This is a genomic window from Streptococcus sp. Marseille-P6264 (assembly GCF_902460355.1).
Lineage (GTDB): Bacteria > Bacillota > Bacilli > Lactobacillales > Streptococcaceae > Streptococcus.
In genome coordinates, this window is record NZ_CABPTO010000003.1 from 34,386 (window position 1) to 52,345 (window position 17,960).

At 44.0% G+C, this 17,960-nt stretch carries 13 protein-coding genes and 1 pseudogene; all 14 read left to right on the forward strand.

Annotation, left to right across the window (positions count from 1 at the left end; genetic code table 11):
- Positions 1-181 precede the first annotated feature (181 nt).
- The 14 genes and pseudogenes from FZ941_RS05075 to FZ941_RS10745 all read left to right on the forward strand — a co-directional run bounded on the left by FZ941_RS05075 (position 182) and on the right by FZ941_RS10745 (position 17,524).
- Entirely contained in the window at positions 182-868 is a 687-nt protein-coding gene (locus FZ941_RS05075) for a response regulator transcription factor (RefSeq protein ID WP_037615348.1), read from the forward strand.
- A complete protein-coding gene (locus FZ941_RS05080; RefSeq protein WP_148887081.1) occupies positions 852-1,832 on the forward strand; it encodes a sensor histidine kinase in 981 nt (326 codons plus the stop codon). Before FZ941_RS05075 ends, FZ941_RS05080 begins: the two co-directional genes overlap by 17 nt.
- A 111-nt stretch (positions 1,833-1,943) precedes the next feature.
- Complete coding sequence (locus tag FZ941_RS05085) at positions 1,944-2,702, forward strand: TraX family protein (RefSeq protein WP_148887082.1); 759 nt, start codon at positions 1,944-1,946, stop codon at positions 2,700-2,702.
- Positions 2,703-2,785: 83 nt separating this feature from the next.
- Complete coding sequence (locus FZ941_RS05090; protein WP_148887219.1) at positions 2,786-3,565, forward strand: ABC transporter ATP-binding protein; 780 nt, start codon at positions 2,786-2,788, stop codon at positions 3,563-3,565.
- Entirely contained in the window at positions 3,546-5,546 is a 2,001-nt protein-coding gene (locus FZ941_RS05095; RefSeq protein WP_148887083.1) for an ABC transporter permease, read from the forward strand. The genes FZ941_RS05090 and FZ941_RS05095 overlap by 20 nt, the downstream gene beginning before the upstream one ends.
- A 149-nt stretch (positions 5,547-5,695) precedes the next feature.
- Positions 5,696-6,562, forward strand: coding sequence for an ABC transporter ATP-binding protein (locus tag FZ941_RS05100; RefSeq protein WP_148887084.1), 867 nt, complete (start codon positions 5,696-5,698; stop codon positions 6,560-6,562).
- The gene (locus tag FZ941_RS05105; RefSeq protein WP_148887085.1) at positions 6,563-7,426 is read left to right on the forward strand and encodes an ABC transporter permease; all 864 of its coding nucleotides are present in this window, start codon (positions 6,563-6,565) and stop codon (positions 7,424-7,426) included.
- A 20-nt stretch (positions 7,427-7,446) separates the two neighbouring features.
- Complete coding sequence (locus tag FZ941_RS05110; protein ID WP_148887086.1) at positions 7,447-7,902, forward strand: LytTR family DNA-binding domain-containing protein; 456 nt, start codon at positions 7,447-7,449, stop codon at positions 7,900-7,902.
- Positions 7,903-7,912: 10 nt separating this feature from the next.
- The gene (locus tag FZ941_RS05115) at positions 7,913-8,314 is read left to right on the forward strand and encodes a DUF3021 domain-containing protein (RefSeq protein ID WP_148887087.1); all 402 of its coding nucleotides are present in this window, start codon (positions 7,913-7,915) and stop codon (positions 8,312-8,314) included.
- A gap of 183 nt (positions 8,315-8,497) precedes the next feature.
- The gene (locus FZ941_RS05120; RefSeq protein WP_148887088.1) at positions 8,498-9,064 is read left to right on the forward strand and encodes a TetR/AcrR family transcriptional regulator; all 567 of its coding nucleotides are present in this window, start codon (positions 8,498-8,500) and stop codon (positions 9,062-9,064) included.
- 175 nt (positions 9,065-9,239) lie between these two features.
- Positions 9,240-9,587, forward strand: coding sequence for a hypothetical protein (locus tag FZ941_RS05125; RefSeq protein ID WP_187418381.1), 348 nt, complete (start codon positions 9,240-9,242; stop codon positions 9,585-9,587).
- A gap of 9 nt (positions 9,588-9,596) precedes the next feature.
- Entirely contained in the window at positions 9,597-9,944 is a 348-nt protein-coding gene (locus FZ941_RS05130) for a class Ib ribonucleoside-diphosphate reductase assembly flavoprotein NrdI (protein WP_148887089.1), read from the forward strand.
- Between the two features lie 248 nt (positions 9,945-10,192).
- Positions 10,193-16,975: pseudogene (gene bgaA, locus FZ941_RS05135) on the forward strand (LPXTG-anchored adhesin/beta-galactosidase BgaA).
- Positions 16,976-17,392: 417 nt separating this feature from the next.
- Entirely contained in the window at positions 17,393-17,524 is a 132-nt protein-coding gene (locus tag FZ941_RS10745) for a hypothetical protein (RefSeq protein WP_262366273.1), read from the forward strand.
- Positions 17,525-17,960: the final 436 nt, after the last annotated feature.

Sequence of the window (17,960 nt, forward strand, 5' to 3'; positions counted from 1 at the left end):
GAATTTTCAGACAATTCTGAATGTAGTGTTATTTTATCTTTTTACTCTGTCTTTGTCAACACTTCTTGAATGATTTCTTGGAACTTTCTGAAAACAATATGAATTTCAAACTAAAAAAGTCTCTGTGATTTAAGGGAGAATTTGATATAATAGCAGTAAGAAAAATGAGTGAGGAAATGGAATGCACAAGATTTTACTGGTCGAGGATGATGCGGTTATCCGTCAAATGATCAAAAAAATGCTGGAGCAGTGGGGCTATCAGGTTGTGGCGATTGAAGACTTCATGCAGGTTTTGACGACCTTCGTCAAGGAGGAGCCCCAGCTGGTGCTGATGGATATTGGTCTGCCCCTCTTTAACGGCTACCATTGGTGCCAGGAAATTCGAAAGATTTCAACAGTGCCCATTATGTTTCTGTCTTCGCGCGACCAGTCTATGGATATCGTCATGGCCATCAATATGGGCGCAGATGACTATGTGACCAAGCCTTTTGACAATAATGTCTTTCTGGCAAAAGTTCAAGGCCTGCTGCGGCGATCGTATGAGTTTGGGACGGATCAAAGTCTTTTGGAATATCAGGGCGTGATTTTAAATCTTAAATCCATGGATTTGGTTTATGAGGGCGAGCTTGTGACGCTGACCAAGAATGAATTTCAGATCTTGCGGGTGCTCTTTGAGCATTCTGGTAGTATCGTGGCGCGTGATGATTTGATGAAGGAGCTCTGGAACAGCGATTTCTTTATCGACGACAATACCTTGTCCGTCAATGTTGCCCGCCTGCGCAAGAAGCTGGAAGAGCACGGTCTGAAGCATTTCATTGAGACGAAAAAAGGGATAGGATATGGTTTGACCAATGGACATGCAGGATAAATTTTTCTTTTTGAAGCATCATCTGTATTCCCGTCGCTTCATCTTGTTACTCTTGCTGATTGTATTTTCGATTATGGGGATGTTTGCCTTTATTTTCGAAGATGGGCGCAGTCTGCTAGAGTATCAGTTGCTCTTAGCCTTTCTCCTCGCTAGCTTTTTCTTGGGAATGGATCTAGCTAGTGCCTATAAGGAATACCGCAACCAGCTCTTCTATGCCTCAGGTCGGCCTCAGACTGCCTTAGAGGTTCTCCTTTTTGAGAAACTGGCTCTTTTGGAAATGGACAAGAAGAACCGTGCGATTGAGGAGAGGGAGAAGTTAAATGACCTGATGGATTATTATACGCTCTGGGCTCATCAGATCAAGACGCCTATTGCGGCTAGTTCCTTGCTGGTCGGAGAGATTGAGGACAAGAAGGTCAAGAATCAGCTGGAGCAAGAGCTTTTTAAGATCGAGTCCTATGTCAATATCGTCTTGCAGTATCTTCGTTTGGAGAGTTTCCACGAGGATTTGGTATTGAAAAAGGAAAATGTTGAAGATTTGGTCAAGGAGATTGTCAAGAAGTATGCGATTTTCTTTATCCAAAAGGGCTTGAGCCTCAACCTGCATGATCTGGACCGAACCATCATCACAGATAAAAAGTGGTTCGTCGTTATTTTGGAGCAAGTACTGTCAAATAGTCTGAAATACACCAGTCAAGGCGGGATTGAGATTTATTTTCAGGAGGAAACGCTTTATATCAAAGACAGCGGTTTGGGTATTCAAGATGCGGATTTGCTGCGGGTTTTCGAGCGAGGCTTTTCGGGCTATAATGGTCGTTTGACCCAGCAATCGTCTGGCTTGGGACTTTATCTGTCCAAGAAAATCGCAGATGAGCTGGGGCATCAGATCAGCATCGCTTCGCAGGTCGGTCAGGGAACGACTGTCATGATTAGCTTTTCAGAAAAGAAAATGATATTTGAATAGGGCATTCTTACAAATTTGTAAGGTTGGCAAGTGAAATTGAAAGGTTAGGTTATGGTACCGACCTTTCTTTTTTTGTAAGATAGATGTATAAAGAAGACAAGGAGATATGAAATGAAAACAAGAGGATTCAATGCTTTCCAACTCAAGCTTTTCATGGCCTTTTTAATGGTTTTTGATCATATTGGTAAGATTCCAGGGCTTTTGCCGACGGGCTGGGACGGGATTTTTCACCTGCTGACTCGCTGTGTAGCTGCCTGGTTTGCTTTTAGCGCAGTAGAAGGCTTTCTGCATACGCGCAACCGCTTGGCCTACAATGCACGCTTGTTTATCTGGGCGGCTATTATGCAGCTGGGCAATAGCATCTTGACCATGCTTTTTCATAGCAAGGGGATTCATCTTGAGAATAATATCTTTCTCAGCTTAGCCTGTGGCGTTCTGGTGCTTAATCTTGTGTTTGGTCTCTCCAAAAATAGTGAAAAGATTATGGATGAGAAGCGCTATTTGCGGATTGGAGCGGCAGTCTTAATTGGTTTGGCAGGAGTCTTTTTGACAGAAGGCGGCATGACCATTATTCCTTTGATGCTGATTAGCTATATCTTCCGCAATCAGCCTGCTCTCAGAACTTTTTCTTACATGGTCTTGGCTTTTCTGCTCTTCTGTCTGAGCATTGAAATTTACCCAACCATGGGAGCCACCATTTCGATGATGCTCTACAATTCAGACTGGGCCTTTATTACCGTCTTGCCCTTCCTCCATCTCTATAATGGCGAGCGAGGCTATAATGGCAAGTGGGGCAAGTATTTCTTCTATATCTTTTACCCAGCCCATCTCTGGATCATCGCACTGATTGCATATCTAGTGCAGATATAAAAATATTGGCATTTAAAAATTAGTAAAATATGGAAATAAAGCTGTTTCTGTATTAAAATGGAATTATAGAAAAGGAGATCATGATGACCTTATTAGATGTACAACACGTGAAAAAGATTTATAAAACTCGCTTTCAGGGCAGCCAAGTAGAGGCGTTGAAAGACATTCACTTTACGGTAGAAAAAGGCGAGTATGTCGCTATCATGGGGGAGTCGGGCTCTGGGAAATCCACCCTGCTCAACATCTTAGCCATGCTGGACAAGCCGACTGAGGGCCGCGTCTTTCTCAACGGAACTGACACAGCAACCATCAAAAACAGCCAGGCTTCCAGCTTCCGCCGAGAAAAATTAGGCTTTGTCTTTCAGGATTTCAATCTGTTGGATACTCTGTCGGTCAAGGATAATATTCTACTGCCTTTGGTCCTCTCTCGCCGCCCCATTACCGAGATGATGCAAAAGCTGGTTGCCACCTGCAATGAGTTGGGGATTAACAAGCTACAAGAGAAGTTTCCTTATGAAATTTCTGGTGGTCAGAAGCAGCGGGTGGCAGTTGCTCGGGCCATCATCACAGAGCCTGAGATTTTACTGGCGGATGAGCCAACAGGAGCCTTGGATTCTAAGTCTTCGGCTGCTCTCCTAGATGTCTTTGACGATATCAACGACCGCGGCCAAACCATTCTCATGGTAACTCACTCGACTTCAGCAGCTAGTCGGGCCAAGCGGGTGCTCTTTATCAAGGACGGAATTCTTTATAACCAAATCTTTCGCGGCAACAAGACCGAGCGGCAGATGTTCCAAGAAATTTCTGATACGCTGACAGTCATGGCAAGTGAGGTGGGTGATTATGTTCAAACTAACGAGTAAACTGGCTTTATCAAATCTGATCAAAAATCGCAGTTTGTATTATCCATTTGCTTTGGCGACGGTACTGGCAACAGCGATTTTGTATAGTTTTGTCTCACTGGCTCACAGTCCAAATATGGAGACTTCTTATGGTGGTACAGCAGCTCGGATGACCTTGCAGTTTGGTATCCAAGTCATTCAGATTGCAGTGCTCATCCTCATCACCTATGCCAATAGCTTCGTTATGAAGAACCGTTCGCGGGAGCTCGGTGTTTATAGCGTGCTGGGGATGGAAAAACGCCACCTGCTACTTATGACCTTCTTTGAGCTCTGTGTCTTTTATCTGGGCACGGTCGGTCTGGGAGTCTTGTCTGGACTAGCTTTAGATAAGATGCTCTACGCCGTTCTTTTGAAATTGATGGGAATGCCAGCAGTTCTTGCCTCGACCTTCCAATGGCAGAATGTTTGGTTGACTCTGGCCAGTCTAGGGGTCGCTTTTGCGGTGATTTTGTTGCTCAACTCGACCCGCCTTCTACGCTATAGCTCTCTTAACCTAATGAAAGAAAGGAAAGCTGGCGAGAAGAAGGGGCGCTTCCTTTTTCTGCAAACCTTGCTGGGGCTCCTGCTCATGGGTGTGGCTTATTACATGGCTTTGACCGTTACCAAACCTGTCGCTGCTATCGGCAATTTCTTTATAGCCGTGATTATGGTTATCCTAGCAACTTATCTTCTTTTTAATGCGGGCTCGATTACACTATTGCAATTTCTCAAAAAGAGAAAAAGCTACTATTACAGGACCCAAAATTTCATTTCTGTTTCCAATCTTATCTCGCGAATGCGTAAAAATGCAGCGGGCTTGGCAACTATTTCCATCTTGTCCACCATGCTCCTCGTGACTCTAGTTGGTACAATCAATATCTATGTTGGAGGTCAGGATTATATTACTACCTTGCATCCAAAGGATTACAATGTCAGCGTCGTCCTGCCAACATCAACTGATCAGACGGAAACACTGTTGGACAAGGTTCAGCAAGTCGCTCAGGACACAGGCCTGAAGAAGCCAAGATTTACTACCTATCTCTATCAATCAGCCTTCATCATGAAATTAGCTGGTAATGATGTGACGGTTCCAATGCAAAGCGAGCTGGATTCGGATCCAAGTATCTTGACCAAGTCTGCCGGCACGATTACAGTTATCAATCGCCAGGATTATGAAAAAATGACAGGGAAAAAGATAGACTTGGCAGATGATGAAACTCTTGTCTATGGAAAAAATGTTTCCTTAAATAAGGATAAGCCTCTCCGAGTGAATGGCAAGGACTGGAAGATTAAGCAGATTTTACCGTCGAATTTCACGCATGGGGAAATCCCTAATCCAAACGACGTGGCCATGGAACAGGGTCTCTATATGGTGGTCAATGATAGTAAAGAAGTTGGGCTAAATGTTGCACACTATTACTACATTGGAATTGCTTCGGAGACTAAGGACAGTAAGAAATTTGTCGAGCAAGTCCAGCTGGCGTTGAGAGACACTTTGGATCAGGAACAGGCCCAAGATGGTAGCTACGCAATGGCCAGTGACCGTCATAGCGCAGAAAAGAGTTATCAGGAACTTACCGGAACCTTGCTCTTCATCGGTGTCTTCCTCTCCGTTATCTTCCTCCTAGGAGCTGTTCTCGTGATTTACTACAAGCAAATCTCTGAAGGCTATGAAGACCGTGATGGTTTTATTATCTTACAAAAAGTTGGTTTAGATGAAAAGCAGACCAGAAGTACCATTCGCAAGCAGATTTTGACTGTTTTCTTCCTACCTCTTATCTTTGCTTTTCTACATATAGCAGCAGTCTTTCATATGCTGCGCTTGATAGTTGCTCTACTAGGTGTGACCAATATTCCTCTCTTAATTCAGACAACACTTGCAACTTGCGGCGTCTTCCTCCTGACCTATATTTTAGTATTCTTACTAACTTCCCGCAGTTACCGCAAGATTGTCGCCCGCTAATAAGTTTCCCTGACCTCTGGTCGGGGATTTTTTGGTTTCTGGATTTTTACCTCTCATCTCCCTCATTTTACCGCTTATCCAAAAAGCTGAGATTTTTCAAAAAAGACTTGCTATCATAGTTTCAGAAGTTAAGGACAGGAGAAAATATCATGTTAGTAGAAACGAAAAATCTAACCAAAGTTTATGGCGATAAGGTAGCGGTTAACGGCTTGAATTTAGAAATTGAGGCAGGTAGTTTTACAGCAATTCTGGGTCCTAATGGAGCTGGCAAGTCGACAACGATTCAGATGTTGATTGGACTTTTACAGCCAACATCAGGACAAATCATTTATGCAGAACAAGCCAAGCTGGGTGTGGTTTTCCAAAACAGTGTACTGGATGCCAATTTGACAGTAGTTGAAAATCTGCAAATCCGTGCCAAGCAGTACAAGCAGGTGGAAGCAGGCAAGCTTGAGCAGTTGATCGAGCAACTGGATCTGACTAACTTTGCCAAACAGCGCTATGGTACACTTTCTGGCGGACAAAAGCGACGGGTGGACATTGCGCGAGCCCTGCTCAATAGCCCTGACCTACTTTTTCTGGATGAGCCAACGACAGGCTTGGATATCCAGACCAGAGAAAGCATCTGGAAGCTGCTCAAAGACTTGCAGCAGACGGAAAACATGACCGTAGTCCTGACCACCCACTATCTCAATGAAGCCGACGATGCAGATAAGATTTATATCGTAGACCATGGTCAAGTCATTGCGCAAGGCTCTGCTGACCAGATCAAGGAGCGCTATGCCCGCAATGTTTTGCGGCTTTTGACCTCAGATTCAGAGGACTTGAAGGCTACTTTGCCGACTAGCTGTGAATGGGAGCAAGGCAAGGAAAATGAGTTTTTCTTTTATCCTGAGACGACGAAGGAAGCCTTGACTTTACTGAGCCAGCTTGGCCCTTATATTGAACAATTTGAATTTCAAGCAGGGACGATGGATGATGCCTTTATGGCTCTGACAGGAAGAGAGGTACGTTAAATGTTAATGTTGATCAAACGAAATTTTTTACTCTATTTTCGCAATCATAGTGGGGTGATTCTATCTCTCTTTGGAGCCATTATTCCCTTTGTTTTATATCTGGTTTTTCTAAAGAACAACATGAAAGGATCTTGGTCAGACAGTAGCCATGCGACGGAGTTGCTCGATTTCTGGTTGATTAGCGGAACGCTGGCAGTCACCGCCTTGACAACCACCCTATCAGCTTTTTCACAACAAACTGAAGACCGGGAAAGAAAGGTAACCGCTGACCTCTTTATCACAGATTTGGGGCAATGGGGCTTGCGGTTTAGCTACTTAATCAGTGCCTTTGTGATTGGCTTTGTCATGCAAGTTTTCATGTTTGCTGTCATGCTGACCTACTTTATTCTAGCGGATAAGATTTCCTTTGACTGGTCGCTGCTTCCCCAGCTGCTCTGCCTTATGTTACTCAATAGCTTGCTGGCTAGTCTCCTCAATGCGCTAGTTGTTCCTTATTTCAAATCGGTGAATTCCTTGGGGCAATACGCAACGGTAATCGGTGCGGCCTCTGGTTTTCTAGTAGGAACTTATATTCCGATTGGGACTCTGCCCAGCCTGGCTCAAAATCTCATGAAACTGACTCCCTCAACCTACATGGCTTCCCTTTTCAGACAAGTCCTGATGAAGGATTCTCTGACTGAAGTTTTTGCGGACCAGGATCAGCTCCAGCAAGAATTTGAGAAGCTCCTAGGTATCCGTATTGAATGGCAAAAACTCTTGACAAGCCAAGAAACATACTATATAGTTGGGGTAGTGCTCACGGCAGCAGCCCTGTTCTGGCTAGGTCAAAATTGGCTGCTGAATCGACGGATGAGCTTCAAGTAAAGAAAGTAGGAGGCTTAGGTTTGCAGACAAGATTTGAAGAAGATGCTCAGATTTCCTCCCAAGACCCGCTGGTGGTCGTGAGAGCGGATCAGCTGGCTGGTGAGGCAAAGACCGTCCTAGACTATCTGGAAAACTTCAAGGCTGGTCCAAGTGGTGTCCTGCCTATTAAGTCGGATGATAAGCTGGTCATGCTCAAGACAGAGGATATTATCCTGGCCGATATTAATCAGACAACCCTGATGATTTACAGTACCGAGGGCGTTTACACAACGACAGAAACCCTGACTCGTTTTCAAAATCGTCTCAATAGTCGCAATTTCATTCAGGTGTCGCGGCATGCAGTCATTAACATCGATCATCTGGAATCCTTGTCGGATAGCTTTTCGGGCAATATGACTGCCAAGCTAACCAATCAGCTCAAAACCGATGTCAGTCGCCGCTATGTCAAGCTACTTATGGACTATTTGGGAATTTAGGAGGAAAATCATGACCTTTAAAAAAATTCTGATCGGCATGCAGGATGGTCTGAGAACAGGTAGCTTGGTCTTTCTGCTGGTAAGCCTTATTTCAGGAAAAACAAGTCTCTTGACTCCACGTTCTATTCTCAATGTTCTCCTTGTCAGCGCCTTGATTGGAGTTGCAAGCTATATCTTTGATGTGACAGATCGCTTTCCATTTCCTTTCCTACTTTTCTGCCACTTTGTAGTGACAGCGACCATCGTTTGTCTGGCCGTGATCTGCAATGGCTGGGGAAATATGCTTTTCGGCTGGTTCTTCTGGCTAAACTTTGTTTTGATTTACCTCTTGGTTTGGTTTCTTATCTCTATTGATTCTATGATTAAAACCAAGAGAATCAATGAGGCCTTGAAAAATCGTAGAAAACACTAATGTATCCAAGACGCAAGCAAGTTTAACGAGAACTTGTTTGTTTTTTTATTTAACAAAGGTGCTGTTATCTCAAATTGTCGTCTTCCGTTCAAAATACTATTTCGACCCTTCTTGACAAAGATTTTTAAAGTGTTATAATATGAATGAATAAAAAATCTAATTCATTCACAAAAGGAGAAGGTCATGGACAAAAAAGCTGAATTATTGGCTGAGGCTAGGCAGGTGTTTGCTGAGAAAGGCTATAAAAAGACGAATATTTCAGATATTACCAAGCGTGCCGGCATGGCTGTTGGCTCCTTTTATAAGTATTATGACTCCAAAGAAGCTATTTTTTTAGAGGTCTATGTGGCGGAGAATAACCGCATACGTGAGGAAACCATGCAGCGCGTGGATTGGCAAGGTGAACCTGAGGCAGTCGTTGAACAGCTTTTTGCAGTCACTTTTGAGTTGATCTCGCCTAATAAAATTTTGGCGGAGTGGAGCAAGCCGGGTATTTCTCAGATCTTGCATGACTACTATAATCAAGATGCTGGCCGCGCGGCCAATGTCTTTCACCAGTTTCTGATTCAGACATTCAGCCAGCGCTTGCAGGAGAAGGGCTTTTCTCAAGAGGAAGTCGCCCAAATCATGAAGGCTTACGATTTGCTCTACTACATTGACATGCATGTGACAGAGCAGGATTTTCCAGGCTATTTTGAGAGTATCGAGACCTTGGTGAAATATTTTTTAAAGGGAATTTTTGATAAATAAAAATTTCCTTTTCTTAGAAGATAATGTGAATGAATTTATAAAAATATTCATTCAATAAAGGAGGTGGATTTGTGTGATATAGAGTCTTAGGTGGAAATGAATTGGAAAAAATATTTTTGAAAAGGTGTGAATGAATATAAAAATCTATTCATTCAAACGAAAAAGTGAGGAAATAATGATGAAACAAGGTGGAAATCTGTTGAGTGGAAGGGCTATTTTTGGGTTTTGCCTAGTTGTGATTGGTCTTTTGGCCCTTGGTTATGGTGGGGTGGAATTTGGCTTTGGTCTAAGTTTGGGCTTTCAGTCTTTTCTGATTGGTGGTCTTATTTGTATCTTGGTTGGATTGTTTGTGATGTCAGGCGTGGCGGTGGCTATCAAGTTGGTGGTCTTGGCCTTGACGGTGATCAGTATCTTGCTCTATATTCACAGTATGCCTGATTTGGAAATTCTCTTACAACTGATAGCGGATGTGGCTGTTATAGGCTTTGCTGCTTTTCTGGCAGTGCTTCTTTTGAGAAAGTAGGGAGAGGAAATGATTATAGTTTATGATTCAGTAACGGGAGTTGGGAAGCGATTTGCAGAATCGCTGGGCTATTCGACACAAAGCATCAAGGAAAAGCTGGAAGAACCCTGTATTCTTATTACGAGAAACGCAGGTGCTGGGAAAATTCCTTGGTCAAGCAAACACTTCATCAAGAAACACTCAAGCCTGATTAAAGGTTTTGTTAATAATGGAGATTCGGTGAAGCATGGTCGGACCTTCTGCGGGGCGACAGCTTTGATTATCGAAAGATATGGACTGCCGCATATCTGCGATATTGACCGAGGTGGCAAGGAAGAAGACATCAAACTTGTACAGGAATACCTGGCTAAACTCTAAGAGCGGATGATTTATATGATAAATATATGGGAAAAGGATGGGTGATAATGACTCATCCTTTTTATAGGAATGTTCGAGAAAGTTTGTTTTTCTCCTAATTTTAGGAAAAACGCTCAAAAATATAAAAAAGGTTCTTGGCTTATTGAGATAAGCTAGCTTGTTTTATAAAATAGGAGGGAAACGATTATAAAAAGTAAAGCGTTTCCTCGAAAAATGGAAGCGATTACTAAAAAAAGAAGGATGATCCTATGGGAAAGGATCATTGGAATCGAAAGAGAGTTTATAGCATAAGAAAGTTTTCTATTGGTGTTTGCTCGATAGTTATTGGGATTTGCTTCCTCTTATTTGGAGCAAGTGTGGCGGGAGCGACTCCAGTTTATGCCGAGGAAACAACGGTGCTAGTTGCTGCAGAAAAGCCTGTGGAGGAAAATCCCGTTGAGGAAGAAGTAACTGCTGAACCAGTGACAAGTCAGGCAGTTGAGACTATTGAACATTTTCAGGAGGAGAAAAAAGAAGAAAATCCTCAGCTTTCTAAAGTGGCGGAGGACATTTCAGCAGCATCTCAAAATGGATCAAAAGAGAATGGCCAAGAAGCTACTCAAGAAAAAGCTGCTCAGCCTGAGATAAAATCTGCGACGAAGGAAGAAGTGAGCCAAATGATCGAAGATAGAAAAGTGAATTTTAATCAGAATTGGCACTTTAAATTAAACGCTAATGCTAAGGAAGCTGTCCAAGCTGAGACGGATGTCACATCATGGAAAAAATTGGATTTGCCTCATGACTGGAGTATCCACTTTGATTTTGACCATGAATCACCAGCACAAAACGAAGGTGGCCAGCTCAATGGTGGAGATGCTTGGTATCGTAATCCTCTGAAATTAGACGAAAAAGATCTGGATAAAAATGTTCGTCTTACATTTGATGGTGTCTACATGGATTCGCAGGTCTTTGTCAATGGCCAGCTGGTCGGGCATTATCCAAATGGCTACAACCAATTTTCATACGATATTACTAAATACCTCCACAAAGATGGTCGGGAAAATGTCATCGCTGTGCATGTTGTCAACAAGCAACCAAGTAGCCGTTGGTATTCAGGAAGTGGTATCTACCGTGATGTGAGTTTGCAAGTGACAGATAAGGTTCATGTTGAGAAAAATGGTACAACTATCTTAACGCCAGAACTTGAGAAGCAGCAAGACGGTAAGGTTGCAACTCATGTGACGAGTAAGATTGTCAATACAGACGATAAAGACCATGAAATCACAGCGGAATATCAGATTGTCAGACGTGGTGGTGAGGCAGTCACAGACCTTATTCGTACTGCTAGCCAAAAAATAAAAGCCCACGAAAGCAGTACTATCCAGGCAAGCTTAGAAGTAGAAAAGCCGGAATTGTGGACTGTGTTTAAAGACAAGCCTGCCTTGTATGAATTGGTAACACGGGTGTATCGTGATGGGCAGCTAGTTGATGCTAAGAAAGACTTGTTTGGCTATCGTTATTACAATTGGACTCCAAACGAAGGCTTCTCTCTCAATGGCCAGAAGGTCAAGTTCCACGGAGTATCCTTGCACCATGATCACGGGGCTCTAGGAGCAGAAGAAAACTATAAGGCTGAGTATCGTCGCCTCAAGCAAATGAAGGAAATGGGGGTCAACTCCATTCGTACGACCCACAATCCTGCCAGCGAACAGACTTTGCAGATTGCGGCAGAGCTGGGGCTGATGGTCCAAGAAGAGGCTTTTGATACTTGGTATGGAGGCAAGAAGCCTTATGACTACGGTCGTTTCTTTGAAAAAGATGCGACTCACCCAGAAGCTAAAAAGGGTGAAAAATGGTCTGACTATGACCTGCGGACCATGGTTGAAAGAGGCAAAAGTAACCCTGCCATCGTTATGTGGTCGATCGGAAATGAAATCGGTGAAGCAAACGGCGATGCTCATTCGTTAGCGACGGTTAAACGCTTAGTCAAGATCATCAAGTCAGTTGATAAGACCCGCTATGTCACGATGGGAGCTGACAAATTCCGCTTTGGTGATGGTAGTGGTGGTCATGAAAAAATCGCAGATGAACTGGATGCGGTTGGCTTTAACTACTCAGAAGATAATTACAAGGCCTTACGTGCCAAACATCCAAACTGGTTGATTTATGGTTCTGAAACGTCTTCGGCAACTCGTACGCGTGGCAGCTATTTCCATCCAGAGCAAGAATGGATTGGAAGCAATCAGTCTTGGCGTAACTATGAGCAGTCTGACTATGGAAATGACCGTGTCGGTTGGGGAAAAACGGCAACTGCTTCTTGGACTTTTGACCGAGACAATGCGGGCTACGCAGGACAATTTATCTGGACAGGTACAGACTATATTGGCGAACCAACTCCTTGGCACAACCAAAATAACACACCTGTGAAGAGCTCTTATTTTGGAATAGTGGACACGGCGGGCATTCCGAAAAATGACTATTACCTTTACCAAAGTCAGTGGGTTTCAGCTAAGAAGAAACCTATGGTTCATCTGCTTCCTCACTGGAACTGGGAAGATCAAGACTTGGCAGACAATGTTGCAGATGCTGAAAATAAAATACCAGTCCGTGCATACTCCAATGCTGTTAGCGTTGAATTGTACTTGAACAACCAATCTTTGGGCGTCAAGAAATTTAATAAAAAAGAAACCAGCGACGGCCGCAGCTATCAAGAAGGGGCAAATCCTCAAGAACTTTACCTTGAGTGGAAAGTGGCTTATCAGCCAGGCACTTTGGAAGCTGTAGCTCGTGACGATCAAGGTAAAGAGATTGCCCGCGACAAGATTGTCACAGCAGGTCAGCCTGCAGGGGTACGATTGGTCAAGGAAGAGCATGCTATCGCAGCAGACGGAAAAGACTTGACCTATATCTACTATGAAATCGTTGACCGTGACGGCAATGTCGTGCCAACTGCCAATAATCTCGTTCGCTTCCAGTTACATGGACAAGGCCAGCTTGTCGGTGTGGACAATGGTGAGCAAGCCAGCCGTGAACGTTACAAGGAACAAGCAGACGGCTCTTGGATCCGCAAAGCCTTTAACGGTAAGGGAGTTGCCATTGTCAAATCAACAGACCAAGCCGGTAAATTCACCTTAACGGCTCATTCTGGTTTATTAAAATCAGATCAAGTGACGGTCTTTACTGGTAAGGAAGAGCAGAAAGAAAAGACTGTTTTAGGTACAGAAGTGCCAAAAGTTCGTACAGTTTTGGGACAAGCTCCAAGCTTGCCAGCGACAGTTCCTTTTGTGTACAGTGACGGTAGTCGTACAGAACGTCCTGTGACTTGGTCACAAGCAGACGTTAGCCATTCAGGTATTGTAACCGTTAAAGGAGAGGCAGACGGCCGCCAAGTAGAAGCACGTGTGGAAGTTTTAGCCGTTGAAAGAGAATTGCCAGTTATCAAACGAGTAGCTCCTGGAACGGACTTGAGCAGTGTAGACAAGTCGATCCCACTTGCTCTAACAGACGGCAGTGTCGAACATTATGATGTAGATAAATGGGAAATCGCGCCAGAAGATCAAGCTAAACTGTCTGTGGTAGGTTCTCGTATTCCGATGACAGGTCATCTAGCAGGTGATACCATTTCTGCTACCTTGTTCGTTGAAGAAGGGCAAGCAGCTGGACCTGTGACGCCACTAGTGACTGTGGGTGGTGAGGCAGTATCGGACCTGACTAGTCAAAAACCAGTCCATTATCAGAGCCTTGCCTATGGAGAGCAGCTCCCTTCAGTGGCAGCTACAGCTGAAAATGCGGATGTGACAGTGGTTCAAGCTAGTGCTTCAAACGGTATGCGCGCAAATATTTATGTCCAGCCGAAAGATGGCGGAACCCTGCAAACTTATGCTGTGCAATTCTTAGAAGAAGCACCGAAAATTGATCATTTGAGTCTCCAAGTGGCAGAAGCTGATAAGCTCAAAGAAGACCAGACTGTCCAATTAACTGTTTTGACTCACTATCAAGATGGCACTCAGGCAGTTTTACAGGCAGATAAGGTGGCCTTCTCTACGAAAGGTGAAGGAGAAGTTGCCGTTGGTAAAGGAAGCTTAGAATTACACAAACCAGGAAATGTGATTTTGAAAGCAGAGTATGACGGTGCTGAAGGGCAAGTGGAGTTAACGATTCAAGCCAATACGGAGAAGAAAGTGGTTCAAGCAGTCCGCCCAGTCCATGTGGTAACAGACTTGCATCAGGAACCAAAACTGCCAACAACTGTGACGGTTGAGTACGATAAAGGCTTCCCTAAAGCTCACAAGGTTACTTGGCAGGCTGTCGAAAAAGAAAACCTTGATCGCTATCACACTTTTGAAGTAGTCGGAAAAGTTGAAGGTATTGAGCAGGAAGCGCGTGCTAAGGTGTCTGTGGAAGGCATTATCGCAGTAGAGGAAGTCAGCGTGACAACTCCGCTTGCGGAAGCACCACACCTGCCAGAGAGTGTCCGAACTTATCATTCAAATGGTCAAGTTTCCTCAGCAAAAGTTACTTGGGATGCTATCTCGCCAAGTCAATATCAAAAAGAGGGCGTCTTTACGGTCACTGGTCAGGTAGAAGGTAGTCAGTTGCCAACCAAACTCCATATCCGTGTCTCTGCTAAGACTGAAAATGGAGTCAATATTTCTGACCAATGGACAGGTTCAGAGTTGCCACTGGCCTTTGCTTCGGACTCTAATCCAAGTGATCTAGTATCTTATGTCAATGATAAGGTGATTTCTTACAATGACCAACCAGCGAATCGTTGGACAAACTGGAACCGTCAAGATGAGGCTTCAGTGGGCGTTCTCTTTGGAGATTCCGGTATTATGACCAAGCGGGCAGTAGACAATCTAAACGTAGCCTTCCACGAAGATCACGGCGTTGGTGCTCCGAAATCCTACGTGATCGAGTATTATGCTGGCAAGACCGTGCCGACTGCGCCTAAAAATCCTAGCTTTGTCGAAAGCGAAGAGCATGTCTTCAACGATGAAGCAAACTGGAAACCGGTGACCAATCTTAAAGCTCCTGATCAGCTCAAAGCTGGGGAAATGAATCACTTTAACTTTGATAAAGTTGATACTTATGCCCTTCGGATTCGTATGGTGAGAGCGGATGACAAGTGGGGAACCTCGATCACAGAAGTCCAAATCTTCTCGAAACAAGTGGCTGCAGCGAAAGAGGCAGAAACTCGTATACAAGTGGCTGGTCAAGACTTGCCAAACTTTAACCCAAGCTTGACTGACTATTATCTCCCAGCTAACGACGGAAAAGTACCAGCAGTAACTGCTAGTGTCAGCAATAATGGTCTGGCAACAGTCGTGCCAAGTGTCCATGAGGGAGATCCTGTCCGTGTTGTAGTGAAGGCTGAGAATGGAGATATCCTCGGAGAATACCGTCTCCACTTTACAAATGATAAAGACTTGCTGGCTCGCAAACCGGTAGCAGCAGTGAAACAGTCTCGCTTGCTTCACCTAGGTCAAAGCCTAGACTTGCCAAACAAGGTTCCTGTTTACTCCACTGGTAAATCAGACTATGAAGTCAAAGACATGACTGTTGAATGGGAGCCAGTTCCAGCTGAAAATCTGGCAAAAGCTGGCGAATTTACTGTTCGAGGTCGCCTGCTAGGTAGTGGCCTACCTGTCGAGCTATCTGTTCGAGTGACCGACAAGCAGGGCGCGTCTGTGTCAGACAATCCATATTATGATGAAAATAGCAATCAAGCCTTTGCTTCAGCAACCAATGATATTGACCCAGATTCTCATGACCGTGTGGACTATATCAATGATGGGGATCATGATGACAGTCGTCGTTGGATCAACTGGTCCGCTACTCCGTCAGCAAATCCAGAAGTCTCAGCAGGTGTCATCTTCAAGGACCAAGGTAGGATTGTTGAACGGACGGTCGTACAAGCCAAACTGCGCTTCTTTGCCGATAGCGGAACAGATGCACCATCTAAACTTGTTTTAGAGCGCTATGTTGGACCAGATTTTGATGCTCCTGTCTATTACTCAAACTATCAAGCCTACGAACCAAATCATCCGTTTAACAACCCTGACAACTGGGAGGCTGTCCCATATAACATCAATCAGGAAATCCAGGCAGGTACGGAGCTCACAGCAAGCTTTAACGCTGTTCGGTCTAAAGCGATGAGATGGCGGATGGAAAGAAAAGATGACAAGAATGGGGTTGCTCTGACGGAGATGACCTTCTTGGCGCCAAGTGAATTGGCTAAGGAAAGTACAAATTCTAAGATTCTAGTAGATGGAAAAGAACTGCCAGACTTCTCTCAAGAGCGTCAGAATTATCAAGTGACTTATACAGGTCAACGTCCGAAGATTACAGTAGCAGAAAGCGACCAAGTAGCTTCAACGGTTGTGGATAGTGGAGATGACCATTTGCCAGTCTTGGTGCGCCTTGTTTCAGAAAATGGTAAGCAGGTCAAGGAATACCGCATCCAATTGACCAATGAAAAACCAGTGACTGGGAAAACTACAGCTGCTGTCCAAGAGGAACTTCCAAGTCTAGAAGTCTTCGAACAAGAGCTCAACTTCCAAACAGTTGAAAAAGAGGATCCGACGCTCAAACTAGGAGAAAAGCGTGTGGCTCAAGAAGGCTAAAATGGTCAGGAACGAGTTCTCACAGAGGTTTATCCAGATGGCAAGCGAGAAGAGAAGCTACGAGAAGTTCTTCAAGCTCCGACAGATCGAATCGTACTGGTTGGAACGAAGAAAGAAGATTCTCAGCCATCACCTGAAACTCACCATGTGACTCCTCAAAAACCAGAAGAGACTGGTAAGGGCGAAACTCGGATTGTAGAAGTTGAGAAAGATCAAAGTCCGACTCAGCCAGCAGCAGAAAGACCTGCTCAAGCACCAGCAAAAGCTGAAGAAACAAAATCGGAAGCTAGAACAGCAAGTCAAACAGACAGTGATCGTTTGCCAAATACAGGAAACCGTTCTGCGCAGGTAGCAGCACTGGCAGGAATGGGATTGTTAGGCTTAGTAGCTAGTCTTGTAGCAAAACTAAAGAAAAAAGAAGATTAAGTCTCTAGAAGATGAATCTTGACAACGAAAGCTGTCGAATGAGGAGAGTGGGACAGAAATCGGTCATTCGTTAGAATTCGATTTCGTAGTCCCACCTCCGCACAATTGAGTAGGGCTGTAAAAGCTGATGAAATCAGCCTAGTAGAGCCCATTCAGCCACTGCGTCTTGCTCGACAATCCAAAGACAATTGAGAGGCTAGGACTTTTGTCCTAGCCTCTTTTGCCGTTTTTTTATAGGTAATTGTAGAAATAGAGCAACTGAACTATCAATCGCGAACTTTCTGTTTAAGATGACAAAAATGTAAGTTTAAAGCTTAAAATGAAAGGTTATTCGATGGTAGCGGGACGGGGAATTTTATATCATATAGGTGTAAAGAAAAAAATCAAAAATAATATTCAAATAAAAGGAGGCCCACTATGAGAACAAATCTCTTCAACCATAAACAAAAAACACCAATGGCGCAGAAGCTTTCCAAAGAAGAAATCGAAAAAACCAGACTGGGCTGTGCATCAAGCCAGTATTATTTCTGGCTACAATATAGTCATTAAGAAGTAGATGCAGTGAAGGGGCTGGAGAGTGGGACAGAAATCGGTAATTCGTTAGAATTCGATTTCGTCGTCCCACCTCTGCACAGTTGAGTAGGGCTGTAAAAGCTGATAAAATCAGCTTAGTAGAGCCCACTCAACCACTGCGTCTTGCTCGACAATCCAAAGACAATTGAGAGGTTAGGACTTTTTGTCCCAGCCTCACCACCTTTTGCCCAAATGGAACTGAAAGTTCAGATAGGCACACTTGCAAAGCAAGCCAAATCATACAGCCAGCTCCCTCTAATGAACATCAGATTTTTATATAACTTGAAGATCGCTAAGTGACAAAAATGTAAGATTAGCGTCCAAAATGAAAGATTAGCTTATGGAAACTTATCGGGCTTTTCGGTATGATAATAGTATCGTTTTTAGTTTGCTTTCGGTAGGGGGCAGAAGC